23 protein-coding genes are annotated in these 25029 nt (G+C 66.3%); 12 read left to right on the top strand and 11 right to left on the bottom strand.

Annotation, left to right across the window (positions count from 1 at the left end; translation table 11 throughout):
- Positions 1-15 precede the first annotated feature (15 nt).
- Both asd and FA89_RS11590 read left to right on the top strand, forming a co-directional pair.
- The gene (gene asd, locus FA89_RS11595) at positions 16-870 is read left to right on the top strand and encodes an archaetidylserine decarboxylase (protein WP_036140743.1); all 855 of its coding nucleotides are present in this window, start codon (positions 16-18) and stop codon (positions 868-870) included.
- A 130-nt stretch (positions 871-1000) separates the two neighbouring features.
- Entirely contained in the window at positions 1001-1444 is a 444-nt protein-coding gene (locus tag FA89_RS11590) for a hypothetical protein (protein ID WP_036140742.1), read from the top strand.
- Positions 1445-1461: 17 nt separating this feature from the next.
- Here the strand turns inward: FA89_RS11590 and FA89_RS11585 are convergent, their stop codons facing one another.
- Positions 1462-3003 carry a transglycosylase SLT domain-containing protein gene (locus FA89_RS11585; RefSeq protein WP_036140741.1) on the bottom strand — a complete coding sequence of 514 codons (1542 nt, stop codon included), beginning with the start codon at positions 3001-3003 and terminating at the stop codon, positions 1462-1464.
- Positions 3004-3253: 250 nt separating this feature from the next.
- Between FA89_RS11585 and greB the strand changes: the two genes are divergently transcribed.
- Positions 3254-3754 (top strand): transcription elongation factor GreB, encoded by a 501-nt coding sequence (gene greB, locus FA89_RS11580; protein ID WP_036140740.1) that lies wholly within the window; start codon positions 3254-3256, stop codon positions 3752-3754.
- On the opposite strand, the gene FA89_RS11575 is transcribed toward greB, so the two are convergent.
- Complete coding sequence (locus FA89_RS11575) at positions 3745-7287, bottom strand: ATP-binding protein (protein WP_036140739.1); 3543 nt, start codon at positions 7285-7287, stop codon at positions 3745-3747. The two genes, greB and FA89_RS11575, sit on opposite strands and share 10 nt — an antisense overlap.
- Before the next feature lie 109 nt (positions 7288-7396).
- Here FA89_RS11575 and FA89_RS11570 point away from each other — a divergent pair, with 109 nt between their 5' ends.
- Positions 7397-8050 carry a response regulator gene (locus tag FA89_RS11570; protein ID WP_036140738.1) on the top strand — a complete coding sequence of 218 codons (654 nt, stop codon included), beginning with the start codon at positions 7397-7399 and terminating at the stop codon, positions 8048-8050.
- On the opposite strand, the gene FA89_RS11565 is transcribed toward FA89_RS11570, so the two are convergent.
- Entirely contained in the window at positions 8039-8827 is a 789-nt protein-coding gene (locus FA89_RS11565; protein WP_036140737.1) for a DUF3025 domain-containing protein, read from the bottom strand. The two genes, FA89_RS11570 and FA89_RS11565, sit on opposite strands and share 12 nt — an antisense overlap.
- A gap of 4 nt (positions 8828-8831) precedes the next feature.
- On the bottom strand, positions 8832-10148 hold the full coding sequence (rimO, locus tag FA89_RS11560; RefSeq protein WP_036140736.1) for a 30S ribosomal protein S12 methylthiotransferase RimO: 1317 nt from the start codon (positions 10146-10148) through the stop codon (positions 8832-8834).
- Between the two features lie 858 nt (positions 10149-11006).
- Here rimO and FA89_RS11545 point away from each other — a divergent pair.
- The 3 genes from FA89_RS11545 to FA89_RS19245 all read left to right on the top strand — a co-directional run bounded on the left by FA89_RS11545 (position 11007) and on the right by FA89_RS19245 (position 12766).
- Positions 11007-11390: a VOC family protein gene (locus FA89_RS11545; RefSeq protein WP_221174295.1), complete on the top strand. Its 384-nt coding sequence runs from the start codon at positions 11007-11009 to the stop codon at positions 11388-11390.
- Between the two features lie 294 nt (positions 11391-11684).
- Positions 11685-12356, top strand: coding sequence for a dienelactone hydrolase family protein (locus FA89_RS11535; protein ID WP_036140732.1), 672 nt, complete (start codon positions 11685-11687; stop codon positions 12354-12356).
- Complete coding sequence (locus FA89_RS19245) at positions 12353-12766, top strand: HIT domain-containing protein (RefSeq protein WP_051938711.1); 414 nt, start codon at positions 12353-12355, stop codon at positions 12764-12766. Before FA89_RS11535 ends, FA89_RS19245 begins: the two co-directional genes overlap by 4 nt.
- Before the next feature lie 175 nt (positions 12767-12941).
- Here the strand turns inward: FA89_RS19245 and FA89_RS11525 are convergent, their stop codons facing one another.
- The 3 genes from FA89_RS11525 to apbC form a co-directional block, all read right to left on the bottom strand.
- The gene (locus FA89_RS11525) at positions 12942-13433 is read right to left on the bottom strand and encodes a hypothetical protein (protein ID WP_036140731.1); all 492 of its coding nucleotides are present in this window, start codon (positions 13431-13433) and stop codon (positions 12942-12944) included.
- A gap of 83 nt (positions 13434-13516) precedes the next feature.
- Positions 13517-14083, bottom strand: coding sequence for a dCTP deaminase (gene dcd, locus FA89_RS11520; RefSeq protein WP_036140730.1), 567 nt, complete (start codon positions 14081-14083; stop codon positions 13517-13519).
- A 59-nt stretch (positions 14084-14142) separates the two neighbouring features.
- Positions 14143-15228 (bottom strand): iron-sulfur cluster carrier protein ApbC, encoded by a 1086-nt coding sequence (gene apbC, locus FA89_RS11515; RefSeq protein WP_036140729.1) that lies wholly within the window; start codon positions 15226-15228, stop codon positions 14143-14145.
- Positions 15229-15414: 186 nt separating this feature from the next.
- Here apbC and FA89_RS11510 point away from each other — a divergent pair, with 186 nt between their 5' ends.
- The 4 genes from FA89_RS11510 (at position 15415) to nth (ending at position 19411) form a co-directional block, all read left to right on the top strand.
- Complete coding sequence (locus FA89_RS11510; RefSeq protein WP_036140728.1) at positions 15415-15867, top strand: DUF2147 domain-containing protein; 453 nt, start codon at positions 15415-15417, stop codon at positions 15865-15867.
- 157 nt (positions 15868-16024) lie between these two features.
- Complete coding sequence (gene metG / locus FA89_RS11505) at positions 16025-18142, top strand: methionine--tRNA ligase (protein WP_036140727.1); 2118 nt, start codon at positions 16025-16027, stop codon at positions 18140-18142.
- 25 nt (positions 18143-18167) lie between these two features.
- On the top strand, positions 18168-18776 hold the full coding sequence (locus FA89_RS11500; RefSeq protein ID WP_036140726.1) for an RnfABCDGE type electron transport complex subunit B: 609 nt from the start codon (positions 18168-18170) through the stop codon (positions 18774-18776).
- Complete coding sequence (gene nth, locus FA89_RS11495) at positions 18773-19411, top strand: endonuclease III (protein WP_036140725.1); 639 nt, start codon at positions 18773-18775, stop codon at positions 19409-19411. The genes FA89_RS11500 and nth overlap by 4 nt, the downstream gene beginning before the upstream one ends.
- A gap of 298 nt (positions 19412-19709) precedes the next feature.
- On the opposite strand, the gene FA89_RS11490 is transcribed toward nth, so the two are convergent.
- From FA89_RS11490 to FA89_RS11475, 4 genes are all read right to left on the bottom strand, one after another.
- A complete protein-coding gene (locus tag FA89_RS11490; RefSeq protein WP_036140724.1) occupies positions 19710-21227 on the bottom strand; it encodes a SulP family inorganic anion transporter in 1518 nt (505 codons plus the stop codon).
- A 12-nt stretch (positions 21228-21239) separates the two neighbouring features.
- Complete coding sequence (locus FA89_RS11485) at positions 21240-21929, bottom strand: carbonic anhydrase (RefSeq protein ID WP_036140723.1); 690 nt, start codon at positions 21927-21929, stop codon at positions 21240-21242.
- A 176-nt stretch (positions 21930-22105) separates the two neighbouring features.
- Entirely contained in the window at positions 22106-22477 is a 372-nt protein-coding gene (locus FA89_RS11480) for a hypothetical protein (RefSeq protein WP_036140722.1), read from the bottom strand.
- Between the two features lie 261 nt (positions 22478-22738).
- Complete coding sequence (locus tag FA89_RS11475) at positions 22739-24124, bottom strand: hypothetical protein (RefSeq protein ID WP_036140721.1); 1386 nt, start codon at positions 24122-24124, stop codon at positions 22739-22741.
- A 203-nt stretch (positions 24125-24327) separates the two neighbouring features.
- Here FA89_RS11475 and rnt point away from each other — a divergent pair, with 203 nt between their 5' ends.
- Positions 24328-24987 carry a ribonuclease T gene (gene rnt, locus FA89_RS11470; protein ID WP_036140720.1) on the top strand — a complete coding sequence of 220 codons (660 nt, stop codon included), beginning with the start codon at positions 24328-24330 and terminating at the stop codon, positions 24985-24987.
- Positions 24988-25029: the final 42 nt, after the last annotated feature.

Here is a 25029-nt window from a genome sequence, read left to right as displayed (position 1 = left end):
GCCTATACTCCCCCGATGAAGCCAAAGGTCCTGCTGCAGTACATCCTCCCGCACCGGTTCCTCTCGCGGATCGTCTATTGGGCGACGCGCTGGGCATGGGCGCCCTGGAAGAACTTCCTCATCCGGGAGATCGTCCAGCGCTACGACGTGGACATGAGCCAGGCCGCGCAGCCGGACCCGCTGGCCTACCAGCACTTCAATGCGTTCTTCACCCGCAAGCTGAAACCGGGCGCGCGCCGCCCGGACGACGATCCCACGACCCTGCTGTGCCCGGCCGACGGCCGAATCAGCCAGTCCGGCCGGATTCGTGACGGCCGTATCTTCCAGGCCAAGGGCCAGGAATACACCGCCGCCGAGCTGCTGGGCGACGACGCCGCCGCCGTACCTTTCCGCAATGGCAGCTTCGTCACGGTTTACCTCTCGCCGCGCGATTACCACCGCGTGCACATGCCGCTGGCCGGCACCCTTACCGGCACCACCCACGTGCCGGGCCGGATCTTCAGCGTCGCACCATTCGCGGTGCAGGACATCCCGCGCCTTTTCGCCCGCAACGAGCGCCTGGTCTGCCATTTCGACGGCGAACACGGGCCGTTCGTCTCGGTGATGGTCGGGGCGATCCTGGTCTCCAGCGTGGCCACCGTCTGGGACGGCATGGCCATCCCACCCTATGCCTCGTCCATCATCCGCAAGGACTGTCGCGGGCGCGGCGTGGCCCTGGAGCGCTTCGGCGAAATGGCCCGGTTCAACATGGGCTCCACCGTCATCCTGCTCCTTCCCGAGGGCTACGCCCTGGACGACCTACAGCCCCAACAGCAGGTCATGGTCGGGCAGCGCCTCGGCCGCTGGGTCGGTGCGCGACCCCACGACTGACCTCCCGCGTCACAAAGTGACGAAAATATCTTCATTTCGGGATGCTCAGGGGGTATGCTCCCGGCGACCGGCCACTCCATGGGGGAGGAACCCGGTGCCTGCTGAAAGCGTCAGCCCGAGGTAAGTCATCATGCGCCTGGTCACCCATCTCATTGCCGTGAGCCGCGAGATCCGCCTGCGTCGACAGCTTGCCGATATCGAGCGCGTGGTGCTTTCCCTGCCGGTCCGGGCCCATGCCGACCTGCAGCAGCTGGTCAGGCGCGAGATGGAGCAGGCCGCGGCCTGCGATTTCCCTCACCGCTACGGCACGCCGCCCGACGAGCGCTACAGTGCCCATGGCCACGGCCCCGAAGTGGGCCTGGGCAAGGCGCGGTCGGACAATCCGCTGATTGCCGCGCGTGGCGTCGCCCTGTGGGTCGCCGCGGTCTACCACGAGACCCTGGGCTCACGCCGTCCGGGCATGGATGAACTGCATCGCCAGATCCTCCGGCTGATGCGACAGATCAAGGAACTGTCCACGTCGGATACGCGCGAGGCGTCTTCGCGCTGGATGGCGCCCAGCGCGCTGGCGTAATACGGGGCCCTTACCGCTTACCGGCAGACCGGCACGCGGATGGATTGCCCTACCTTCAACTGGTGGCCCTTGAGGCCGTTCAGGCGTGCGATGTCCTCGACATCCGCGCAGCTGCTCTTGCGCGCGATGCTGACCAGCGTGTCGCCGCTGCGCACGGTGTAGCTGCGCGAGGCGGACGATGACGCCCGCGACGATGAGGACGACGACGATCCGCCACCGGCCAGAGCGGCCGAGGTCGCGGCGGGCGGCGGCGGCGCGACGATCTTCGCCGCGTTGTGCAGGTCGGACGCGAGGATGGGCCAAGGGCCGTCGGCACAGCTGGACGCGTAGGCTTTCTCCAGTTGCTTGGGGACCTCCAGGCGCGCACCCACCGGCTGGCTGATCTGCGGGTCGAGGCGCGGATTGAGGTTGCGCAGCGTGCGAAACCAGCCCTCGGGCATGTCCTGCGACGAGCCCAGGCAGATTGTCAGCTCCGACAGCGAGGCCGGTCGCTTGAGCACGATCTGGCCCGGCTCACCGTCGATCTTGGGCCAGCGCAGGTGGTAGCTGTCCGGATGCAGGAACAGCCAGGCGGCGGCCAGTACCATGGGCACGTAATCGCGGGTTTCGGCCGACATCTGCCCGTAGATCTGCGGATCGTAGAAGCTGGCACCCGGGCTGCCGGCGGCAATGCGGCGCATGCGCCCTTCCCCGCCGTTATAGGCGGCCAGGGTCATTTCCAGGTTGTTGTTGAACGCGGCCAGCTGTTCGTCGATGTACTCCGCGTTGGCCTGCGCGGCCATGGTCGGATCGAAGCGCTGGTCGAAGCCGTCGGCGTTGCTGAGGCCGAAACGCAGGCCTGTGGCGTACATGAACTGCAGGGGGCCCGACGCGCCCGAGCGCGACACCGCATGCACCTTGCCGCCGGATTCCTTGGCCATGATGCCGAACAGCAGCGCCTCGGGAAGGTCGGCCTTCTTGTAGGCCGGCCACATCTTGTAACGCATCATCTGGTAGTTGACGTAGGCGTCCATCAGGTTGGGCCGCAGCTGCGTCAGCCACAGCTCCAGCGCCGCCTTGACCGGCCCGTTCATCACCATCAGGTCGGAGAACTGGTGGCCCTTCAACATGGTGACGCTACGCTGCGCCGCGGGCAGCGAGCCGACCGCCACCGATCCGGGCAGGTTGGCGTCGCCGGGCTGTACGCCCACCTCGGCACCCTGCTCGGTATCGTCGGCGTCCTCGCCCTCGATGAAGCTGCCATCCTTAAGACGCAGCAGCCGGTCGAAAACGGCGGCGAAACGCTGGGGATCGCAGCCCGGGGTAAGGCTGCAGCGGGCGGAGGCATCCTTGAGCTGGTCGAGGGCCTGCTTGCGCGTCTGCGCCGCCTGTGGGGTATCGCCGCGACGCGCCTGGTCGATGGCCGCCTCGTAGCCCTTGCTGGCCTGGTTCATGCGGTCGTAGAGGGCATTGACCTGGGGCGTGACCTTGCCCGCGCGCGGTGTACCGCCGCTGGAAGCGCAACCGGCGAGGACCGCCAGGGGAAGCAAGAGAAGCGGACGCGGCACGCGAAAGGACATGTAGGGACTCAGGGTCAGGCAGTGGCGGCCACGTTACCCGCCGCACGCCCCGGACTCAAGCGGGCATATGACGATTTTTCTCGTAACGGCATATCGTTGCGTACACTTGTTCAGGAGATTCTTAAGGATTAGCCATGCCGCGCCATGCCCTCGCCGACGCCGACACACTTTTTCCGCAGCGAGCCCTGACGGGCGTCCGCTATGCGCTAGGCGGCGGCGCGCGCATATCCCTGGTTCCGAAGGCGACGCCATGAGTCGCTGGCGCCCGCCCTCCCCCTCGTCCACCGCGATCATCACGCGCGAGGGATTCGAACGCCTGAAGGCCGAACTGGACCACCTGTGGCACACGGTGCGGCCCGAAGTGGTCAAGGCGCTGGCCGCGGCCGCCGCCGAGGGCGATCGGTCGGAAAACGCCGAGTACACCTATCGGAAGAAGCAGCTCGGCGAGATCGATCGTCGCGCACACTACCTCAGCAAGCGCATCCCGGCGCTGAAGGTGGTCGAGGCCGCGCCCTCGCAACGCGACGCCGTGTTCTTCGGCGCCACGATGACCCTGGAAAACGTGGAAAGCGGCGAGACGGTGCGTTATCGCATCGTCGGGCCCGACGAGACCGACGCACGCAAGGGCTGGATCAGCATCGACTCGCCCATGGCTCGCGCCGTGCTGAAGAAACGCCTGGACGACGAGTTCGACGCGGAACTGCCCGGCGGGCGCACGCGCTTCGCGATCATGGACGTGTCCTACGACTGAGCGTCCGGCGGGGCGGGCGCGTTCCGGCGCAGGCGAATCGCGAGGCGCTCCAGCCCATCGGTGAACGTGGCGACATCCGCGGCGAAGTCGCGCAACGCATCGTCATCCACCGCGGCGCCTTCGCGCAGGGCGAGCTCCATGCGTTCGCCCCGGTGGCCCACCGGCGAGTGCCCGAACACGTGCACGCCCCCGAGCACGTGATGAATCCAGCCGGCCACGGCCTCTGTCTCGGCATGCACGGCCACCGCATCCAACCGCGCCAGCGCCTCGCGCGTGGCCTGCACGCCGGCATCGATGACGCTGGCGATGTTCTCGTCCGAACCGAACGCGCGACGCATCCGGTCCATGTCCACATCGGGTATACGCTCGTCGCCGAGCCAACGGGCCACGGCCGCGTGGAAGGCGTCCAGCCGGATCGGCTTGCGCAGCAGGTCGTCCATCCCCGCGGCGCGGCACAGCTCGCGCTGCTCGGCGCGCGCATCCGCGGTCATCGCCACGATGGGCAGGTGGCGCGTGCTCCCGGCTTCACGACGACGCACCTCCGTTGCCACCGCATAGCCGTCCATACGCGGCATGTGGCAGTCCACCAGCAACAGGTCGTATTCCCGCGCGGCCAGAGCCTCCAGCGCGGCCACGCCATCGTCCACCACGTCGCAGCGGTAGCCGCGCAAGGCCAGCTGCACGCGGACCAGCTCCTGGTTCACCGGATGGTCTTCCGCCAGCAGGATCCGTGCATCGCGCGCCGGCACCGACGCTACGGACGCATCGCCACCCTGCGCCTGCGCGGGCACGGGCACCTCGGCGATCATCAGTTCCAGGGTGACGGTGACCGTGGTGCCCTGCCCAGGCTCGCTCTCGATGACGATGTGGCCGCCCATGCGTTCGACCAGTCGCCGGGCGATGGTCAGGCCCAGGCCGGTGCCGCCGAAACGGCGGGTGGTCGAGGATTCGGCCTGGCTGAACGGCGCGAACACGTGCCGCAGCTTGGCCGCATGGATGCCGATGCCGGTGTCGCGCACGACGAAACGCAGGCGCTGGCGTGCGCCGTGGTGTTCATCCACGTGTACCGCCATGAGCACCGAGCCTTCGGCCGTGAACTTGATCGCATTGCCCAGCAGGTTGAGCAACACCTGGCGCAGGCGCCCGTCGTCGACGGTCAGCGCCGGGGCCAGCGCCGGATCGAACGAGGCCTCCAGGCGCAGTCCCTTGGATTCCGCCTGCGCCGCCATGATCGCCATGGCGCCTTCGACGATGCCGCGCGGATCGGCCGGACGCGGGTCGAAGGTGAGGTGCCCCGCTTCGATCTTGGAGAAATCCAGCACGTCGTCGAGGATGTGCAGCAGGGCTTCCGCTGAGTGCTCGATGGTCGAGACCATCTTGCGCTGGTCGGTATCCAGCGACGTGCGTTCCAGCACGTCGAGCAGGCCGATCACGCCGTTCATCGGCGTGCGGATCTCGTGGCTGATCGTGGCCAGGAAGTCGCTCTTGGCACGCGTGGCGGCCTCGGCTTCGTCGCGGGCATGCGCCATGCCGCGGGAGGCCAGCTCCTGTGCGGTTACATCCACCCAGTAGCCGTTCCAACGCACGCTGCCGTCGGCGGCGGCCAGCGGTACCGCGTCGGAGCTGAGGTAGCGCGTGCGCCCGCCGACGTGCGCGCGCACGGTGACATGCAATGGCGTGAGCTCACGCGCCGAACGCTCGAAGGCGGCGCGCAGGGCCTCGCGGTCGTCTTCCGGCACGGGCGCCAGCATGGCCTCGCCCGCGGCCAGCAACTGGCCGGGCTCCATGCCGAGGATGCTTTGCGGATCGCCGCCCACGTAGGCCATGGCATACGTGCCGTCGAGACCGCGCACCGCTTCGTACACCACCGCGGGCACGTGGGCAGTGACCTCGGCGAGGCGCCGCTCCGTGCGTTCGCGCCGGCGAGTCTCGCGACGCAGGTTGAGGTAGGCGTAGCTGATCGCGATCAACGAGGCCAGCAACACCGCCACGAACGGCGCCACGCGTCCGGCGATCTCGCGCCAGGTGGGGCCGACCACGTAATGCGAGGCGAACCAGGTGTTGCGGATCTCCTGCTGGCGGTGCGTCGACAGGTTGACCAGCACGCGGTTGATCAGCGGCACCAGCGGCGCGAGCTCGCGCCGCACGCCGATGGCGATGGCCTCGCTGTCGCCCGTGGGCGCGGCCACCTTGAGCTGGCCGAGGAAGTTGTCGCGGATCAGGTAATCCACGGAGGCCAGGTTGCCGACGAACGCATCGCCCTCGCCCGCCGCGAGCCGGCGCAAGCCTTCCGCCTCGGTATCGACCGACACCACCTGGACGCCCGGGATACGCGACAGCAGCCGGCGGATCGGCTCACGGGTCGTGTTGCCCAGCACGCGCTTGCCGGCGAGGTCGTCGCGACCGGCGATGGTGGGTGCCCCTTCGCGGGTGACGATCATGATCGGGAAGTCGAGGTAGGGCACGCTCGGCTCCAGGAAGGGTGCCGTGGCGCTCTGCGGATTGATCGCGGCCACCACATCCACCTCGCCTCGGTGCACGCGCTCCACGGTGCCGGCCCAGTTCTCGCTGGGCACCTGGGTGACCCGGATGCCCAGTTCCGCGGCGATTTCGCGCACGTAATCCAGCGACAGACCCTCCGCCTCGCCCCGGCCGGTGATCAGGCTGAAAGGCGCATAGCTGGGGTCCACGCCCAGGCGCAGCGGCGGCAGCGCCCGCAGCCAGTCTTTTTCCTTCTCGCTCAGCGGAATACCGGCCTCGCGGGGCCGCGGAGCGATGTCGCGCCCCACCCAGCGCGCGCGCAGGCGGCCGTGGTCGGCGGCCGTGAGTTCGCCCAGGGCGTGATCAAGCGCGCGGCCCAGCGGTGCACGGGAGGCCGGCACCGCGAAGGCCAGCGCGCTGATCGGCAGCGCCACGGGGCTGCCGACGCGCAATTCGTGGTCCAGGCGCAGGCGCGCGACGAACTCGCGCGCCGAATAAGGGTTGTCCAGGTAGGCATCCACATCGCCCCGGCTTACCCGGCCCAGCGCCTCCGCGGTGGAGGCCGTCTCCACCAGCGTGGTATCGGGCAACTCGCGGCGCAGCGCGGCGATGTCGAAATACCCGGTGTGCACCGCCAGCCGCTTGCCGCGCAGGTCGCCCGGGCGATGGACGATGGGCGCATCGATGCGCTCCACCAGCGCGGGAAGCGATTCGAAGTACGTGGCGCCCACCCGGATACCCGGCATGCCCTGTTCGAGCGGGGTGACCGAGGTCGCCACGTCGATCTCGCCTTTCGCCAGCGCGGCCAGCAACGCCGGCCAGCTGGGGTATTCCCGCGTCTGCAGCGTCACGCCCAGCTCGCCGGCCAGTTCGCGCAGGTAATCCGGGCCCAGGCCTTCCAGCTCGCCGTCGCGCAGTTCCTCGAAAGGCGGGTAGCCCTCCGGATACGCCCCCACGATGAGCACCGGATGATGGCGCAGCCATTCCGCGTCGGCAGGGCGCAACGGCACATCCGGCATGGCCATGGCCATGCGGGCGAGCACAAGCAGCATTAACGGGAACAGGCGTCGGATCACACGGGAGGCTTCGTCAAGGTAACCTTCATGGGCATAATCGAGTCGAAGCCCGCTGTATCGCAACGTATTCAGGAGAACGCAAGGCATGCCACTCAAGGTCATTCTGGCAGACGATCACCCCCTCGTTCTTGTTGGGGGGCGGCTTGCGCTGGAGAACGCGCACGTCGAAGTGGTCGGTGCGGCCAAGGCCGCGGACGAACTCCTGGCCATGCTGGCCGACCGCGCCTGCGATGTCGTCATTACGGATTTTCTCATGCCGAGCGATCGGCAGGACGATGGATTTCCCCTCCTGGAAACCATCAACCGGGATTATCCGCATGTCGCGCTCATCGTGCTGACGATGATCAACCGTCCGGCCGCCCTGCAATCCATGCTGGGGCGCGGCGCGCGCGGCATCGTCGACAAGCGCGCCCCGATGGACGAACTGGCCACGGCCGCGCGCGCCGTCGCGGACGGTGAAACCTACCTCAGCGAAACCCTGCTCGACATCCTCAACGAGGCTGACGACACCTCGGTGGCCATGCCGGGTGCGCCGCTATCCCCGCGCGAAACGGAAGTCATCCGCGCCTTCGTCGCCGGCATGTCGCTGCAACAGATCGCCGACCGCGAAGGCAAGTCGGTAAAGACCATCAGCCGGCAGAAGCGCGACGCCATGCGCAAGCTGGGCGTCGACCACGACAGCCTGCTGGGCGACTACGTGCGCGACCACGGCCTGGCCGATCCGGCGTCAAAGCGGTAACGGATAGGTCCGACCTTCGCGCAGGGGCTGGAAACACGGTGCCGTCGTGTAGAACGACGGCCGATCCGTCTCGACATGCCAGCCAGGCACACCGGACACGGGCAGTGGCCTCAGTTCCTGCGGGTCGTTGAGAACGCTGCCGGCGGCGATGGCGTCCGCACAGATCGCCCGCGCATCGCCCTCCCCCATCACCACGAGGGCCTTGCCGACCAGCAGCTTGCCGGGCGTCAGTGCGTGCTCAAGCAAGGCATGACCGAACACCTCGACGCGGGCCCCGCCAGTCAGCCACGCTTCGCGGTGCGTCCAGAACAGCGTGGTCCAGTCGTGGGCATCCCAGGCCGCCAGCATGGCCGGCTCACGCAGCGTGACGATCATCCCCGCCTCGTCGAAATGCGTCAGGGCGCATTGCGGCCGTGAGCGCTCCCGCCGCCCCATCACGGCGATCTCCGCCATCTGCCGCGCATTGAGCGCGCGTTTCAGCGCCGGATAGCGCAGCCATACCAGGGCGTTGATCAGGTCGTGCCAGTTGTCCGGCCGCGTGGCGATGGCACGGCGATGCGCGATGCGTTCCTCGTAATGCAGGCCGTCGTCGAGCAGTGCCTTGTCCTGGGTGACGAAGTGCACGTCGGCGTCTGCCGGCAGCAGCGCGTTCAGGGCTGCGATATCGGGCCACGCCTCCCCACCCAGCAGCGTGGCGTAGTCGCGCCAGCACGACAGCGGCGGCGACGCGAGCACGCTCCGCTCGAGCGATTGCCGCGTCGGCGCCACGTACCGCATGGGCTCAGGCCAGGCGACCGTAGAGGTCGTGAGCGTCGGCTTCCTCGACCAGCACGTCGACGAACTGGCCGGGCTTGAGCAGCTGGCCGTCGTCGATGCGCACGGCGCCGTCGATTTCCGGCGCATCGGCACTGGAGCGACCCCACGCGCCGTCGGCGTCGATCTCGTCGATCAGCACCTTGATGGTCCGGCCCACCTTGCGCTGCAGCTTGGCCGCGGAAATCTCCGCCTGCACCGCCATGAACTGTTCCAGGCGATCTTCCTTCAGTTCCTCGTCGATCTGGCCCGGCAGGTCGTTGGCCTTCGCGCCATCCACCGGCGAATAGGCGAACGCGCCGACCCGATCCAGCTCGGCTTCACGCAGGAATCCGAGCAGCTCCTGGAATTCCTGGTCCGTCTCGCCGGGAAAACCGACGATGAAGGTGCTGCGAATGGTGAGGTCGGGCACCTCGCGGCGCCACGCCTGCACGCGCTCCAGGGTGCGCTCGACATTGCCGGGACGCTTCATCAGCTTGAGGATGCGCGGGCTGGCGTGCTGGAAAGGGATGTCCAGGTACGGGAGTATCTTGCCCTCCGCCATCAGCGGCATGATCTCGTCCACGTGCGGGTACGGGTAGACGTAGTGCAGGCGGGTCCAGATGCCCAGTTCGGAAAGACCCTGGCACAGCTCTGTCATGCGCGTGCGATAGGCCTTGCCGCGCCACTCGCGTTCGGCGTAGCGCACGTCCACGCCGTAGGCGCTGGTGTCCTGCGAAATGACCAGCAGTTCCTTCACCCCGCCACGCGCCAGCTTCTCCGCTTCGATCAGCACCTCGTCCACCGGGCGGCTTACCAGGTCGCCACGCATCGAGGGAATGATGCAGAAGCTGCAACGGTGGTTGCAGCCCTCGGAAATCTTCAGGTACGCGTAGTGCTTGGGCGTCAGTTTCACGCCCGTGTCCGGCACCAGGTCGAGGAAGCGGTTGCGCACCGGCGGGATCGCCTGGTGCACCGCGCTCATCACGCTGGCGTAATCCTGCGGACCGGAGATGGCCAGCACCTCGGGGTAGCTTTCGCGGATCAGCTCGGAGCGCTTGCCCAGACAGCCGGTAACGATCACCTTGCCGTTCTCGTGGAGCGCCTCGCCGATGGCGTCGAGCGACTCCTGCACCGCCGAGTCGATAAAGCCGCAGGTGTTGACCACCACGGCATCCGCCTCGCCGTAGCTGGGCACGATCTCGTAGCCCTCGACCTTCAGCTGGGTGAGGATGCGTTCGGAATCGACGAGGGCTTTCGGGCAGCCGAGGCTGACGAAACCGACTTTGGGAGCGGCCTGGGACATTGCCGTGGGTACCGGGGGTATAGGGAAGCCGGGCATTATAGCGGGTTGGCGGCGACAGGGCCGGACGGCCCTTCACATCCGGATCGTCGACCAGGCTTGAAGCGAGCGGGTGGCTTAAGACACCTGCAACGCAAGGCCCGCTATAGATCGAAAGCGGACATAACGGCTACATAGCCTGAGGGTCAAAGTAGGCCTCCCAGGTCTCGGGATTCCGCTCAAAATGCACCCCTTCGTCAAGCGCAGCACGGGCATCTTCCATAGCCTCACTGTCGAGCATCGCGACGAATAGATTGATGTAGGTATTTCGATCGGTTGACCCCAACTGCACCGCCCGCTCCAAGTATTCCCGTGCCTTTGCATATAGGCGAAGGTCACATAGCACCGCCCCGAGGCAAGTCAGGACAACCACGTTTCTCTGATCAGCCTCCAACGACTTCTCGAGTATCGCGCGAGCCTCTTGAAGTGGCTGATCGGACATTGGGCTACGCCACGCTAGCTTCCAAAGCGCTCGAGCCGAAGTGACGCAATCTGCCTCTCGGTCGTGCATAGCTTCGTTCCGCAGGTTGGTTTATGAGTTGCCAGTAGGCCTGAGCTCGATCCATATCGCCACCTAGCCTCTGGTCATCGTCGCCTCTGATCATCATCAATATCATTAGGTTCGCTTCGGGTCGATGTGGACACTACGGGTGCGCAGCTTTTGCTCACCGACCTCAGCGCCGAAATCGGAAATGCAAATTTCGACTCTCTGCTGGAACTGCTGGTTGGCATGTCGATCGAATGACATGGCCGATTTCTTCAAGCAGGTCGAGGTAAGGTCCCCTACGCTGCACCCCATCACCACGGGAGATGACGATGCGCTTGGGCTATACGATCATTTACGTGCCGGACGTCGCGGCGACGGTGGAATTCTACGAACGCGCCTTCGGCCTGCAACGTCGCTTCGTCCACGAGAGTGGCTTGTATGCGGAGATGGCAACCGGCGAGACCACGCTCAGTTTCGCCGGCGAATCGATGGCGGAACTCAACGGCGTCGCCATTCGTCCGAATAGCCGGAGCGAGCTTTGTGCCGGCTTCGAGATATGCCTTGTTACCGAGGCACCCGAGCAGGGTTATAGCCAGGCCGTCGAAGCAGGTGCATTGGCGCTCAAGGCGGTCGAGGCAAAGCCCTGGGGCCAGCGCGTCGGTTACGTGCGAGATATCAACGGGTGCCTGGTTGAAATCTGTTCACCCATGGCGGGGTAAGACCTTCGCCTCAGTGGATCCAGCCCAACCTCTCACAGATCGACGCGGCTATAAGCACGAATGCCAGAAACGTCGTGATGCCACAAAGTCGCCGCGTTACTGGCGTCTTCGGGACATGTTTCAGGAGAGCGAAAATAACCCCGCCCGCCAGCACTGCGCACCCGATCATGAGGGCTTTTACGTAAGATATCGCGATATCTACTTCCTCGTTGCTGTCCGGCACCGCCCCGCACATCCCCGCGACATGCCTACAGGTTACCCTTGTCTCCTTACCCACTCTTCCGGAGACCTCCCATGGGCCGCACGCTTATCCTCGATACCTCCCGCCCGCCCGAGAGCATGGACGCCTACATCGCCGAGCCCGCTGGTACCCCGAAGGGCGGCATCGTGGTGATCCAGGAGATCTTCGGCGTCAACGCCCATATCCGCAGCGTGGCCGACCGCTTTGCCGCCGAGGGCTATGTCGCCATCGCCCCGGCACTGTTCGACCCCGTGGAAAAGGACGTGGAGCTGGGCTACGACCAGGACGGCATGCAGAAGGGCATCAAGCTGATCGGCGAACTGGGCCTGCTGCGCCCGCTCCAGGATGTCGCCATCGCCGCCAAGCTGATCGCCGACCAGTACAAGGTCAAGGTGGGTACGGTGGGCTACTGCTGGGGCGGCACCGTCGCGGCACTGGCGGCGCTGCGCCTGGGCCTGCCCTCGTCCAGCTACTACGGTGCGCGCAATGTGCCGTTCCTGAGCGAGCCGGCCAAGGCCAACGTGATTTTCCACTTCGGCGAGCGCGATCACTCCATCCCGCCGGACATGGTGGAAAAGCACCGTGAGCTGAAGCCGGAGATGGATACCTGGGTCTATCCAGCCGACCACGGCTTCAACTGCGATGTTCGCGGCAGCTACGACGAGCCCAGCGCCAAGCTGGCCTGGGAGCGCACCCTGGCGTTCTTCGCCCGCGAACTGGCATGAGTGACGGCTTCATCCTCGATGCCCGGCTGGCCGGCGACACCCTTGTCGTCGGCGACCTGCCATTGACCCGTGTGCTGCTGATGCGCGACGCGCGGTACCCCTGGCTAGTGCTGGTGCCGCGCAAGGCGGGCAGGATCGAGGTATCGGACCTGGATGCGGACGACCAGGCCCGGCTCTGGCAGGAAGTCAGCCTGGCCGGCGCCGCCCTGCGCGCCGTGGCGCCGTGCGAAAAGCTCAATATCGGTGCGCTGGGCAATATCGTCCGGCAATTGCACGTGCATGTGGTGGCGCGCAACGCCGGCGATGCGGCGTGGCCGGGGCCGGTGTGGGGTCTTGGCCAGGCTGAAGCGTATCCGCCCGGCGAGGCCGAGCGGTGGATCGACGCACTGAGTGAAGCGCTGGGATTGTAGCCAGCATCAAGCCTGCCGCTGGCACCGAGGCTGTTCCCAGCCCAGCTCAGTGGCCGGCCGATGACCTACCTGGCGTATCGCCGAAACGACAACGGGGCAGGTGCCAATGGCACCTGCCCCGTCTTCTGCGTTACAAGCTCGCTAAGAACTAGCGACGAGCCGCCGCCTTCGGCGATTACGGCTGGGTCTGCGGGTTGTAGGCGCCGCTGGCGGCGTCCTTGCCCTGCATGCGATCCGGCAGGTTAGCCTTCTGCGGGGTGTCCTCGAGCTGGCGGGCCTTCTCTTCCACGGCGTTCAGGCGGGTGAGCTCGCCCTTCTTGTCGTAGTACACGGCAAAGCCGTAATCCAGCTGCATGCGGGCCATGAAGCCGAGATGGATGTCACGGATCTTGGAGTCGTCGCTGGGGATCAGCAGCACCGTCTTGGGCAGCTTGCCCTGGTCTTTCAGGTAGGCGAAGTGGCTACCGGTGTCGGCTGCGGAAAGCACGGCGTTGTCGACGACGAACTGACCGCTCTTGTAGGCCTTGATGGTGACGTCGAACTGGCCTTGCTCGGTCGGCACGTGGTCGCTCTTGGACACGCCACGATGGCAACCGCCCAGCACGAGCAGGCTGGCAAGCAGGACCGCGGCGGCGGCGCGGGACAGGAGGGTGGTAACTCGGATCATGCGTGTCTCCGTGGATCGGCGTTCATGAAGAGGGAAAGTTTACCCCGCGCCTTTCTCGCGCGCGGCTGGGACGGCACGGGCGTTCAGGTACTCGGCAGGGTCACGCCCCGCTGGCCCTGGTACTTGCCGCCGCGATCGGCATAGGACACCTCGCACTCTTCGTCGGATTCGAGGAACAGCATCTGCGCGACGCCTTCGTTGGCGTAGATTTTCGCGGGCAGCGGCGTGGTGTTCGAGAACTCCAGCGTGACGTGGCCCTCCCACTCGGGCTCCAACGGCGTCACGTTGACGATGATGCCGCAGCGCGCGTAGGTGCTCTTGCCCAGGCAGATCGTCAGCACCTGGCGGGGGATGCGGAAATACTCCACCGTGCGGGCCAGTGCGAACGAGTTGGGCGGGATGATGCAGACATCCGACTTGATGTCCACGAAGCTGCGCTCGTCGAATGCCTTCGGGTCCACTATGGTGGAGTTGATGTTGGTGAACACCTTGAATTCGTCGGCGCAGCGCACGTCGTAGCCGTAGCTGGAGGTGCCATAGGACACCAGCCGATGGCCGTCGCGCTCCTTCACCTGACCGGGCGCGAAGGGCTCGATCATGCCCTGCTGCCCGGCCATGCGGCGGATCCACTTGTCGGACTTGATGCTCACGTGCTGTCTCCCTCGCTGGAGCCGGAAAGGTATAGGAACGTCGTCGAAGACGCCACTTCTCAGGTGTTCTGGATGACGATCTTGGGGAACGAGATCGCCTTGTTGCGCGCCTGCAGCGACAGCTTCGCCGCCGTGGAGCGGGCGATGGCGCGGTAGCGCTCCGCCAGGTCCGAGGTGGGGATGGCGGCCACGGTGGGCATGCCCTCGTCGGCCTGCTGGCGGATGCGGATATCCAGCGGCAGGTCGCCGAGGTAGGCGATGCCCGCCTCCGCGGCCATGCGCGCGCCGCCGCCGTGCCCGAAGATGTGTTCCTCGTGGCCGCAGGCGGAGCAGATATGGGTGGCCATGTTCTCGATGACGCCCAGCACCGGCACTTCCACCTTGCGGAACATGCCCAGCGCCTTGCGCGCATCCAGCAGCGCGATGTCCTGCGGGGTGGTGACGATCACCGCGCCGGAGACGGGCACTTTCTGCGACAGGGTGAGCTGGATGTCACCCGTGCCGGGCGGCAGGTCGATGACCAGGTAGTCCAGGTCGTCCCAGCGGGTGTCGTTGAGCAGCTGCATCAGCGCCTGGGTGACCATCGGGCCACGCCAGATCATGGGCGTGTCCTCGTCGATCAGCACGCCGATGGACATGGCCTGCAGGCCGTGGGCCAGCATCGGCTGGATGCTCTTGCCGTCCGGCGACACGGGCTTGCCGGTCAGGCCCAGCATGCGGGGCTGGCTGGGACCGTAGATGTCGGCATCGAGGATGCCGACGCGGGCGCCCTCGGCGACCAGGGCCAGCGCCAGGTTGACCGAAACGGTGGATTTGCCCACGCCGCCCTTGCCGGAGGCCACGGCGATGATGTTCTTCACACCCGGCATGGGCGCCAGCTGCCCCTGCACCTTGTGCGGGTGCACCCGCCAGCCGACCGACACGGCCGCCGCGGCGATGCCCGGCTCGGCTTCGAGCGCCGCACGGGCCTGCGTCGTGGCCTGCTCCACGTAGCCGACGGCGGGGTAGCCGAGCTGGATATCGACGGAGACGCGGTCGCCATCGACGCCCACGGCGCGCACGGCGGCGCTGAGCGACTGGCCCGAATAGGGGTCGATGACGCGGTCGAGGACACCGCGCACGAGGGTTTCGCTGGGCTGGGTCATGGGGGATGTTGAGCAAAATCGAAGATTGCCCATTATGCCAGCTAGCGGGGTGGCACCGGACCGTCGGCCCCCGCTTCCCGCCCATCCTGCCCTTGGCGGCGCATCTGGCGCGGTGCAGCTTGACGGCGTCGATGGCCCTCGTCAGGCTCCGGCCATACCTTACCGTATGGGGAGTACCGCAAACTTATGAAGTCCATGATCCGCGCCGCCCTAGGACTCGCCCTCGTCGCGAGCGCCCTCCCCGCCTTTGCCGCCAGCGACAGCCCGGTCGGCAAATGGAAGACGATCGACGACACCACCAAGGAAGTGAAGTCCATCGTCGAGATCACCGAGGGCGCCAACGGTCAGCTGGAGGGCAAGGTGCTGCAGGTGCTCAAGTCCGATCATGGCCCGCATCCCGTCTGCGCCCAGTGCGACGGCGAGCGGAAGAACAAGCCCATCGAGGGTATGACCATCATCTGGGGCCTGAAGAAGGACGGTGACAACGAGTGGTCGGGTGGCCAGATTCTCGATCCGGCCAAGGGCAAGATCTACAAGCTCACCGTGAAGCTGGAGAACGGCGGCAAGACGCTCGACGTCCATGGCTACATCGGTTTCTCGCTGATCGGGCGTAGCCAGGATTGGGTGCGGGTGGAATAAAGCGGGTGGAATGAGGGGAGCGCCGTAGGGCACGGCCACAAAGGCATCGCGCACATCGTGCGCTCCTACGCCGTCCTTGCGAGGCGGGTGCCCGCGAAAAACCGCCTAACCGCGCCCCATGCCATAATCGCGGGCCCCGAAGCCGACCGCGATCCTCATGGCCCGCCGCATCCTGGTTACCAACGCCCTTCCCTACGCCAATGGCCCGCTGCACCTGGGCCATATGCTCGGCTACATCGAGGCCGACATCTGGGCGCGGGCGCAGCGGATGCAAGGCAACGAGGTGTGGTACGTCGCCGGTGAGGACGCCCACGGTACGCCGATCATGCTGGCCGCCGAGAAGGTCGGGCTGACGCCGGAGGATTACATCGCCGGCATCCGGGCGTCGCACGAAGCGGACTTCACCGACTTCCATTTCAGCTACGACCAGTACCACACCACGCATTCCCCGGAAAACCGGGATATCGCGACGGCCATCTACACGCGCCTGCGCGACGCCGGCTACATCGCGCGCCGGGATATCCAGCAGCTATACGACCCCACGCGGGACATGTTCCTGCCGGACCGCTACGTCAAGGGCACCTGCCCCAAGTGCGGCACCCCCGACCAGTACGGCGACAACTGCGAGAACTGCGGGGCCACCTACGCGCCCACCGATCTGCTGAACCCCTATTCGGTGATGTCGGGTGCCACCCCGGTACTGCGGGATTCGGAGCATTACTTCTTCGAACTGGGCAAGTTCGAGCAGCTGCTGCGTGACTGGTTCGCGGGCAAGTTCACCGAAGGCAAGCCCACCGCCGACAGCGGCGTCGTAGCCAAGCTGGCGGAATGGATCGACGGCGGCCTGCGCGACTGGGATATATCCCGTGACGCGCCCTACTTCGGCTTCCCGATTCCCGACGCACCGGGCAAGTTCTTCTATGTCTGGCTGGACGCGCCGGCCGGTTACCTCGCCGCATTCAAGGCCCTGTGCGATCGCACGGGCCTGGTCTTCGACGACTTCCTGCGCGCGGACAGCACGGCCGAGATGCATCACTTCGTCGGCAAGGACATCATCAACTTCCACGGCCTGTTCTGGCCGGCCATGCTGCACGGTGCGGGCATGCGCGTACCGACCGCGTTGCATACCAACGGCTACCTGACGGTCAACGGCGCGAAGATGTCCAAGTCGCGCGGCACCTTCATCCAGGCGCGCACCTTCCTGGATGTCGGCCTGGACCCCGAAGCCCTGCGCTACTACTTCGCCACCATGCTCAGCCCGCAGCCGGTGGACGTCGATCTCGACCTGAAATCGTTCGAGGAACGCGTCAACTCGCACCTGGTCGGCAAGTGGGCCAATATCGCCAGCCGTACCGCGGGCTTCCTGCACACGCATTTCGCCGGCACATTGTCCGATCGCTTCGACCCCGAGGCGTCCGCGCTGTGGACCGACCTGCTGGGGCAGTACGACGGTATCGATGCACTCTACGAGGCCGACGAGTACGCGGAAGTCACCCGGCGCTTCGTGGCCATGTCCGATGCGGTCAACGGCTATATCGCGGCGAAGGCGCCCTGGGTCATCGCCCGTGACGAGACGCGCCGCGACGAATTGCACCAGGTGTGCTCGTTCGCGATCAACGCCTTCCGCCTGCTGTCCGGGCTGCTCAAGCCGATCCTGCCGACCACGGTCGCTGCCGCCGAGGCCTTCCTCGGCGCGCCCATCGCCAGCTTCGACGATGCGCGGCGCGAGCTGTTCGGCCATACCGTGAATGCGTTCTCGCCGCTGTTCTCGCGCCTGGATCCGAAGAAGATCGCCGCGATGGTGGACGCCTCGAAGGAGTCGCTGTCGCCCTCCGAGCAGGTCCGCGAAGCCGTGGCCGAAGCCAAACCGTCCAAGAAACCCAAAGAAAACGCCAAGCCCATGACCGAAGCCACGCCTGCCAACACCGCCACCGACACCGCCGCCACCGTGTCCATCGACGATTTCGCCAAGCTCGACCTGCGCATCGGCAAGGTGCTGGCCTGCGAGTTCGTCGAAGGATCGGACAAGCTGCTGCGTTTTGAACTGGACGCCGGCCCGCTGGGCTCGCGGCAGATCTTCTCCGGCATCCGCGCGGCTTACGCGGAGCCGGAAAAACTCGTCGGTCGCAGCGTGGTGTTCATCGCCAACCTCGCCCCGCGCAAGATGCGCTTCGGTCTTTCGGAAGGCATGATCCTGTCCGCCGGTGACGGCGGCGCGGACCTGTTCCTGCTGGATGCCGACCAGGGTGCGGCACCGGGCGCCACCGTCCGCTGATCCGCCCACCGGCCGCGCGCCAGCCATGACGCCAACGCTCGCCGACCGCATCGACGCCCTCCTGCCGCAGACCCAGTGCGAGCAGTGCGGTTTCCACGGCTGTCGCCCCTATGCGGAAGCCATCGCCGCGGACGCGGCGGGCATCGATCGCTGCCCGCCCGGCGGCGCGGCGGGCATTCGCCGGCTGGCCCATCTTCTGGATCGCCCGGCCGTGCCGCTGGACCCCGCCCATGGCGTGGAAAAGCCGCGTACGCTGGCACGCATCGTCGAAGCCGACTGCATCGGATGTACCAAGTGCATCCAGGCGTGCCCGGTGGACGCCATCGTGGGCGCCTCGAAGGTGATGCACACGGTGCTCAGCGACCTCTGCACCGGATGCGAGCTGTGCGTACCCGCCTGCCCGGTCGATTGCATCCGGCTCGATCCCATGCCTGTCTCCCAAGCCGAGGACCCCGGGCACGCTGATGCCGCGCGACGGCATTTCCAGCGCCGGGAGGCCCGGCTTACCCATGAACGCGCCGAGCGCGAACGCCAGCTGGCGGCGAACAAGGCCGACGTGGCCGCACCTGCCGCGCGTAACGCCGTCCTCGAGGCCCTTGCCCGGGCCAGGGCACGGAAGAAGGACAGCCCGTGAAGAAAGCCGATGTGGTCGAGATGTTCAGCCGCCTGCGCGAGCTGAATCCGCATCCGAAAACCGAACTGGCGTACACCACGCCGTTCGAGTTGCTCGCCGCCGTGGCGCTTTCGGCCCAGTCCACGGACGTGGGCGTGAACAAGGCCACGCGCAAGCTGTTTCCGGTGGCCAATACGCCGCAGCAGATCCTCGACCTGGGCCTGGACAGGCTCAAGCCTTACATCAGCACGATCGGCCTTTACAACAACAAGGCGAAAAACCTGATCGCGATGAGCCAGATCCTCGTCGACCGCTATGCGGGCGAGGTGCCCAAATCGCGCGAGGCGCTGGAATCGCTGCCGGGCGTCGGGCGGAAAACCGCGAACGTGGTGCTCAACACCGCCTTCGGCGAACCGACCATCGCCGTGGACACGCATATCTTCCGCGTGGCCAACCGCACCGGACTGGCCCCCGGCCCGGACGTGCGCAAGGTCGAGGACAAGCTGGAGAAGGTCATCCCGGCGGAGTTCATCCAGGACGCCCACCATTGGCTGATCCTGCACGGGCGTTACGTGTGCAAGGCGCGGAAACCGGAATGTCCCAGCTGCGCCATCGTGGATCTTTGTGCGTTCAAGCAAAAGACGAAAGCAGCCTGACGGAATGCGCCCGATGGGATGCGTAACGCGCCCGACGTGATGCGTGATGCGCCTGAAGGGATGTGGGACGCGCTTGATCGGATGCGTGTGTAGGAGCGCACGATGTGCGCGAACCCTCAACACCGCTATGGCGAACGAAGCCATGCAAAACACAGAAAACGGCGTTTCCAAGCGCAAAACGAAGCAAGACGCAGGTAACAAAACGCCGGCTAGTGCCGGCGTTTTGCCTCATTCGATGTAGCTACGTTGAGGGATCGCGCACATCGTGCGCTCCTACACGGGCCCTCGTGGGCCGGAGCTACGCCGCCTGGGGCGCGCCTTCGACGCGGCGGCCGAGTTCGTGCCAGTCGACGACCAGTTCGCAGCCTCGCTTGGACGCATTGCGGCCCCACTCTCGTAGCAACTCCAGCGACGCCTGGTCGACGTGGACCAGGCGATCCATGCGCACGTTGAGGCGGGTGTTGGCCGGCACGGCCTCCAGCTTGCGCGCCATGGTCGGCACCTTGAGGAACGTGGCGGAGCCTTCCAGATGCAGCGTGGCGTGGCCGGGCTCGTCGTGGTGCTGCACATCCATCTTTAGCTTGGACGAGAGCAGCGCCAGGCGGAACAGCGACAGGCCGAAGCCGACGATCACACCGGTGAGCAGGTCAGTCGCAACGATGGCGACCGTGGTGGCGACGTACACCGCCGCCGTGCCCTTGCCGTAAGCCGCCAGCGACTTGATCTGGCCGGGGTTGACCATCTTGACGCCGGTGAAGACAAGGATGCCGGCCAGGCACGAGACCGGTGTCATCCGCATCAGCCACGGCAGCAGCATGACGAAGGCCAGCAACCAGCCACCGTGCAGGATGGCGGCCATGCGCGTGGCGGAGCCCGCCTGCACGTTGGCCGCACTGCGCACGATCACGCCGGTCATCGGCAGTGCACCGAGGAAACCACAGATGAGGTTGCCCACGCCCTGCGCGGTCAGTTCGCGATCGTAGTTGGTGCGTACGCCGTCGTGCATGCGATCCACCGCCGCCGCCGACAGCAGCGTTTCGGCGCTGGCGATGAAGGCGAACGTGGCGGCGGCTACCAGCAGGGTGGCGTCGAACAGGCCGAACAGGCTGCCCATGCTGGGCAGGCTGACCGCCGAGAACAGGTTGGCCGGCACGTCCACGCGCTTCACGTCCACGGCGGTGAGCTGCGCGATCAGGGTCATCGCGACCACCGCCAGCAGCGCACCGGGCACGAAACGCAGCTTGGCCGGGCGCAGTTTCTCCCAGCCGAGCATGATGGCGATGGTGCCGAGGCCGATCATCAGGGCGGCCGGGGCCTGCCCCTCCGCCGCACCGGTCACCGACTCCCACGCCGCGGCGGGCAGCGCCGCGAAATTCTCCAGGCCACGGGCCTTGGGGATGGCGTCGAGCAGCACGTGCGACTGCGACGCCACGATGAGGATGCCGATGCCCGACAACATGCCCGCCACGACGGCAGGCGAGGTCATGCGGAACCAGACGCCGACCTTGCACAGGCCGGCGACCACCTGGATAAGGCCCGCCAGCAGCACGACGGGACCGAGGGCGGCCACGCCGTGCTCACGCACCAATTCGAACACCAGGACCGCGAGGCCCGCCGCCGGGCCGCTGACCTGCAGCGGCGAACCGGCGATGGAGCCGACGATGATACCGCCCACGATGCCGGTGATCAGTCCCGCGCTGGGTGGCATACCCGACGCGATCGCGATCCCCATGCACAACGGCAGAGCGACAAGAAAAACGACCACCGAACCGAGGAGGTCGCGGCCAAAGAGGCCCTGGGAGAAATAAGCGCGCATGTCTGGCTTTCCTTAAGCGGCGTTTGCCACCGGCAGCGGCGTAGAGAAACGCGCGTGCGGTGTCGCGTCGGGCGCATGGGCATCGCCGGCGACGAGGGGGCGGAACCGGCCTTCGAGGGGATCGAAGGCGGTGATTTCCGTCTGGGCGATGTCGTAGATCCAGCCGTGGATACGCAGGCTGCCGTTGGCGATGGCGGCGGCGACCGCCGGCAAGGTGCGCATGTGTTCCAGCTGGCCGACCACGTTTTCTTCGGTGAGGTAGCGCAGGCCTTCCTCGCCCATCATGGTGGGACGGTTCTCGGCGACGACGTAACGGGCCACGTCGGCATGCTTCAACCACTGCTCCACGGAGGGCTTGCCCTTCAGTACCGACGGGTTCTGCAGCGCCTTCATCGCGCCACAGTCGGAGTGGCCGCAGATCACGATGTGCTGGACCTTCAGCGCCGTGACCGCATACTCGATGGCCGCGACCACGCCGCTGACGTGCTGGGCGTACGGCGGCACGATGTTGCCGACGTTGCGGTAGACGAACAGGTCGCCCGGCTGCGCGTTGAAGATCAGCTCGGGCATGATCCGCGAGTCGGCGCAGGTGATGAACATGGTGTGGGGTGTCTGGCCGGACGCCAGGCGGGTGAAGACCTCGCGCTGGTCGTCGGTCATGTTGCGGCGGAAGTTGTCGAAGCCCTGGATGAGACGTTCCATGGTGGTTTCTCTCTTCTTGGCGGAAAGGGGGCGCGAGCGCTCACGCTCGCGGCGGCCGGCAAAGGCGCCGACACGCGGGGAAAGGGAAAGGAAATGGGGTTGCACAGGCCCCGGCATGGCGACGACGGTCGCGACACGGGCTGGCGGAAGCGGCGCGCGCGGGCGCCGCGAGGACATCAGGCGATGGGAGGGCGCAGGTCCAGGCTGGGGTGATGCGCGTGCGGTTGGGGGCGCACGTCCGCATGGCCGGTGGTGGCGATGCGGGGTATCGACACGATGTGCAGGGGCGGCACGTCGAAGGTGTCGTCGAGGCCGCCGCCGCTGTTGTCTTCCAGCGAGGGCACGGCGTCTTGATCGTCGAAGGCGACGGTGTCGTCCGCGGCCGCGACATGGGCATGCTGCGTTGCATGTTCCTGGGCCATCGTCACCGACAGCGCCTCCGCCGCAGCGGGTACGGCGCTGACGCCCATGCAGGCGACGAGCAACGCAACGAACACGAAGATCGTGCTTGCGAAGCGGCGCATGACGAGGGCGGCGGGGGTGTCCATGCGCCGAACCTACGACAGGCGCATTGGCGACCGCAAGTGTGGCGACGCAGCAAATTCAGGCATGACGCAGTTTTCTGTTCGAAAACGTGACGTGACAACGGTTTTGACGGCCTTTCGCCCATCCCGACGGGGTGCGGGCATTCAGTTTGGACGTCCGGATGACGGCCCCGAGGGCTGAGATCATTCGCAACGCACAAAAAAACGGCGGGCTTGCGCCCGCCGTCCGGTTCGTCCTTGAGCAGAACTCCGTTAGGATGCCCGTTAGAAGCTCAGCATGCCCCAGAAACCCACTTCGTTCGTCTTGTAGTGGTACGGGGTAGCAAAGGGACCGTCCAGCTTGTTGTGCTTGTAGACGAGTGCCAGCTTCAGATTCTTCAGCACATCGTACGACACGCCTGCGTTGTAGTACTTGTCGTTGAGCTTCTCTTCGACGTTCAGCAGGTTGTTGTACTTGTAGTTGAGCTTGTCGGCGCGTGCGAAGACGGCGAACTGCTCGTAGAAGTGCCAGTCGGCCCAGACCGAGTAACCGTCGGCCTTGTCCTTGGTGGTGTTGGTAGCGGCGCCCACACCCGGACCCGCGCCCTGGTACTTCAGGATGTCGTCCCAGTTCTCGGAGTGGAAGTACTCCACGCCCGCGCCCCAGGTCTTGTCGCGCCAGGCCAGCAGCACATCGCCACGGGTGGCGGTGCGGGTCGGGGCGCCGTTCTCGACGTCGTTGCCGCGCTTGCCGGTGTAGCCACCGATGGCGATCACCATCTGCTCGATCGGCGAGTAGGCGAAGCGGCCTTCGGTGTCGACGCTCTTGGAGCGGCTCAGGTTGCGGAAGCCGCGACCGTTGACGACCGACAACTGGTAGTTGACGGCGTTGTCGCCGGTGGTGGCACCCATGGCATGGATACCCCAGTCGGACGAGTTGCCGAACGAGCCCACGCCGCCAGCCGTCGCGGTGCCGCCACTGCGGCCGCCTTCGAACGAACGATCGGTGATGGTGTTCTCGACGTAGCGGTAGCCGTACCACTTCTCGACGAACGGGATCCAGGGCATGTCGGCCGCACCGAAGCGCACGGTGAAGAGCGGATCGAACTTGCCCTGCACGTAGGCCTTCTTCACGAAGAGGCTGGTCTGCGAAAGCGTAGACTGGTAGTTGAAGTCGGTGGTCAGGTTGGCCGACCAGACATCGTCGAACTTGTGGTCGACCGTCAGGTAGAAACGCTTGACGTCGAAGCCGGTGCCGTTGGTCGAGCCGTGGCCGTCCTTCTGCAGCGAGCGGGCGTTGCCGATCTTCTCGTCGTGATCCTGGTTGGTGGCGTCGAAGAACATCGTGCCGCCGACCTTGGTGTTGTCCACCAGCTTGTTCAGCGCGTCGAGCTTCTTGGCCAGTTCGTCGGTCGGCTTGGCCGCCGCCACCTGCGTGTCGTTGACGACCTTCGCGGTTTCGATCTGCGCGTCCGCCTGGGCCTCCTGCTTGGCCTGCAGGTCGGCGACCTGGGACTGGAGGGCGGCCAGCTGCGCCTGCAGCTGCTGGAGGGTGGCGGCGTCAACCGTGACACGGGCCGGCTGCTGCGACTTCGGCGTGGCCGCGAGGGCCGCGAAGCTCGTCAGGCCCAGACCGGCGGCGATGGCCACCGTGAGCAACTTGGAACGCATGGGATTTCTCCGCTATATGGAATGTGTGTGGACCCCTGTGCCCCTGCTGAGTCTTTTCTGTCCGAAAATCCTCAAGCAGGGCCAACGGCGCGAAGAATGAGCCGTGGGGTTTACCGTTCCATGCCCTTTTTGTGACAGATCGAAGACACGCGCACATCCGCTTAACGCGGACGCACCCCACCCCCGGCTGATATCCTTTAAGGATGGATACGACGAGTAACAGCACCGCTTCGAGCATGTCAGCGCGGTTCCGGGGTTTTTTGCCGGTGATCGTGGATGTGGAAACCGGGGGATTCGACGCGGAGCGCGACGCGCTGCTCGAGATCGCGGTGGTCGTGGTGACGATGGAGCCCTCGGGCCTCCTGGTGCCGCAGCCGGCCGTGGCCGCCAACGTGGAGCCCTTCCCGGGCGCCAACATCGACCCGCGCTCGCTGGAGATCACCGGGATCGACCCGGATCACCCCTTTCGCGGCGCCCTGCCCGAGCGCCAGGCCCTGGACCATGTGTTCCAGGCCGTGCGCGACGCCGTCAAGGCAGCCGATTGCCAGCGTGCCGTGCTGGTGGGCCACAACGCCGCGTTCGACCTGGCCTTCCTCAACGCCGCCGTGCGCCGCACGGGGCACAAGCGCAACCCCTTCCATCCTTTCAGCTGCTTCGACACCGCCACGCTGGGCGGCCTGGCCTACGGGCAGACGGTGCTGAGCAAGGCCGTGCTGGCCGCAGGGCTGTCGTTCGACACCCGCGAGGCCCATTCGGCGATCTACGACGCGGAGCGGACGGCCGAGCTTTTCTGCCGGATCGTCAACCGCTGGCGCCACCTGGAGCTTGCCGAACGTGATCAGGCGGCCTCGATTGTCGTTTGAGGCGTTTCGTAAGTTCCTGAATATGACACCAAAAAGGCGAGT

Source organism: Luteibacter sp. 9135, from assembly GCF_000745005.1.
Taxonomy (GTDB): Bacteria; Pseudomonadota; Gammaproteobacteria; order Xanthomonadales; family Rhodanobacteraceae; genus Luteibacter.
This window is presented reverse-complemented; position numbering and strand designations above follow the sequence as displayed.

Excerpts from the sequence above, each read along its gene's own strand:
- FA89_RS11585 (WP_036140741.1), bottom strand. The coding sequence starts at position 3,003 with ATGTCCTTTCGCGTGCCGCGTCCGCTTCTCTTGCTTCCCCTGGCGGTC.
- FA89_RS11570 (WP_036140738.1), top strand. The coding sequence starts at position 7,397 with ATGCCACTCAAGGTCATTCTGGCAGACGATCACCCCCTCGTTCTTGTT.
- FA89_RS11510 (WP_036140728.1), top strand. The coding sequence starts at position 15,415 with ATGAAGTCCATGATCCGCGCCGCCCTAGGACTCGCCCTCGTCGCGAGC.
- asd (WP_036140743.1), top strand. The coding sequence starts at position 16 with ATGAAGCCAAAGGTCCTGCTGCAGTACATCCTCCCGCACCGGTTCCTC.
- FA89_RS11590 (WP_036140742.1), top strand. The coding sequence starts at position 1,001 with ATGCGCCTGGTCACCCATCTCATTGCCGTGAGCCGCGAGATCCGCCTG.
- rnt (WP_036140720.1), top strand. The coding sequence starts at position 24,328 with ATGGATACGACGAGTAACAGCACCGCTTCGAGCATGTCAGCGCGGTTC.
- FA89_RS11565 (WP_036140737.1), bottom strand. The coding sequence starts at position 8,827 with ATGCGGTACGTGGCGCCGACGCGGCAATCGCTCGAGCGGAGCGTGCTC.
- FA89_RS11475 (WP_036140721.1), bottom strand. The coding sequence starts at position 24,124 with ATGCGTTCCAAGTTGCTCACGGTGGCCATCGCCGCCGGTCTGGGCCTG.
- rimO (WP_036140736.1), bottom strand. The coding sequence starts at position 10,148 with ATGTCCCAGGCCGCTCCCAAAGTCGGTTTCGTCAGCCTCGGCTGCCCG.
- FA89_RS11485 (WP_036140723.1), bottom strand. The coding sequence starts at position 21,929 with ATGGAACGTCTCATCCAGGGCTTCGACAACTTCCGCCGCAACATGACC.
- greB (WP_036140740.1), top strand. The coding sequence starts at position 3,254 with ATGAGTCGCTGGCGCCCGCCCTCCCCCTCGTCCACCGCGATCATCACG.
- FA89_RS19245 (WP_051938711.1), top strand. The coding sequence starts at position 12,353 with ATGAGTGACGGCTTCATCCTCGATGCCCGGCTGGCCGGCGACACCCTT.
- FA89_RS11525 (WP_036140731.1), bottom strand. The coding sequence starts at position 13,433 with ATGATCCGAGTTACCACCCTCCTGTCCCGCGCCGCCGCCGCGGTCCTG.
- FA89_RS11480 (WP_036140722.1), bottom strand. The coding sequence starts at position 22,477 with ATGGACACCCCCGCCGCCCTCGTCATGCGCCGCTTCGCAAGCACGATC.
- apbC (WP_036140729.1), bottom strand. The coding sequence starts at position 15,228 with ATGACCCAGCCCAGCGAAACCCTCGTGCGCGGTGTCCTCGACCGCGTC.
- FA89_RS11535 (WP_036140732.1), top strand. The coding sequence starts at position 11,685 with ATGGGCCGCACGCTTATCCTCGATACCTCCCGCCCGCCCGAGAGCATG.
- FA89_RS11490 (WP_036140724.1), bottom strand. The coding sequence starts at position 21,227 with ATGCGCGCTTATTTCTCCCAGGGCCTCTTTGGCCGCGACCTCCTCGGT.
- metG (WP_036140727.1), top strand. The coding sequence starts at position 16,025 with ATGGCCCGCCGCATCCTGGTTACCAACGCCCTTCCCTACGCCAATGGC.
- FA89_RS11500 (WP_036140726.1), top strand. The coding sequence starts at position 18,168 with ATGACGCCAACGCTCGCCGACCGCATCGACGCCCTCCTGCCGCAGACC.
- FA89_RS11575 (WP_036140739.1), bottom strand. The coding sequence starts at position 7,287 with ATGCTGCTTGTGCTCGCCCGCATGGCCATGGCCATGCCGGATGTGCCG.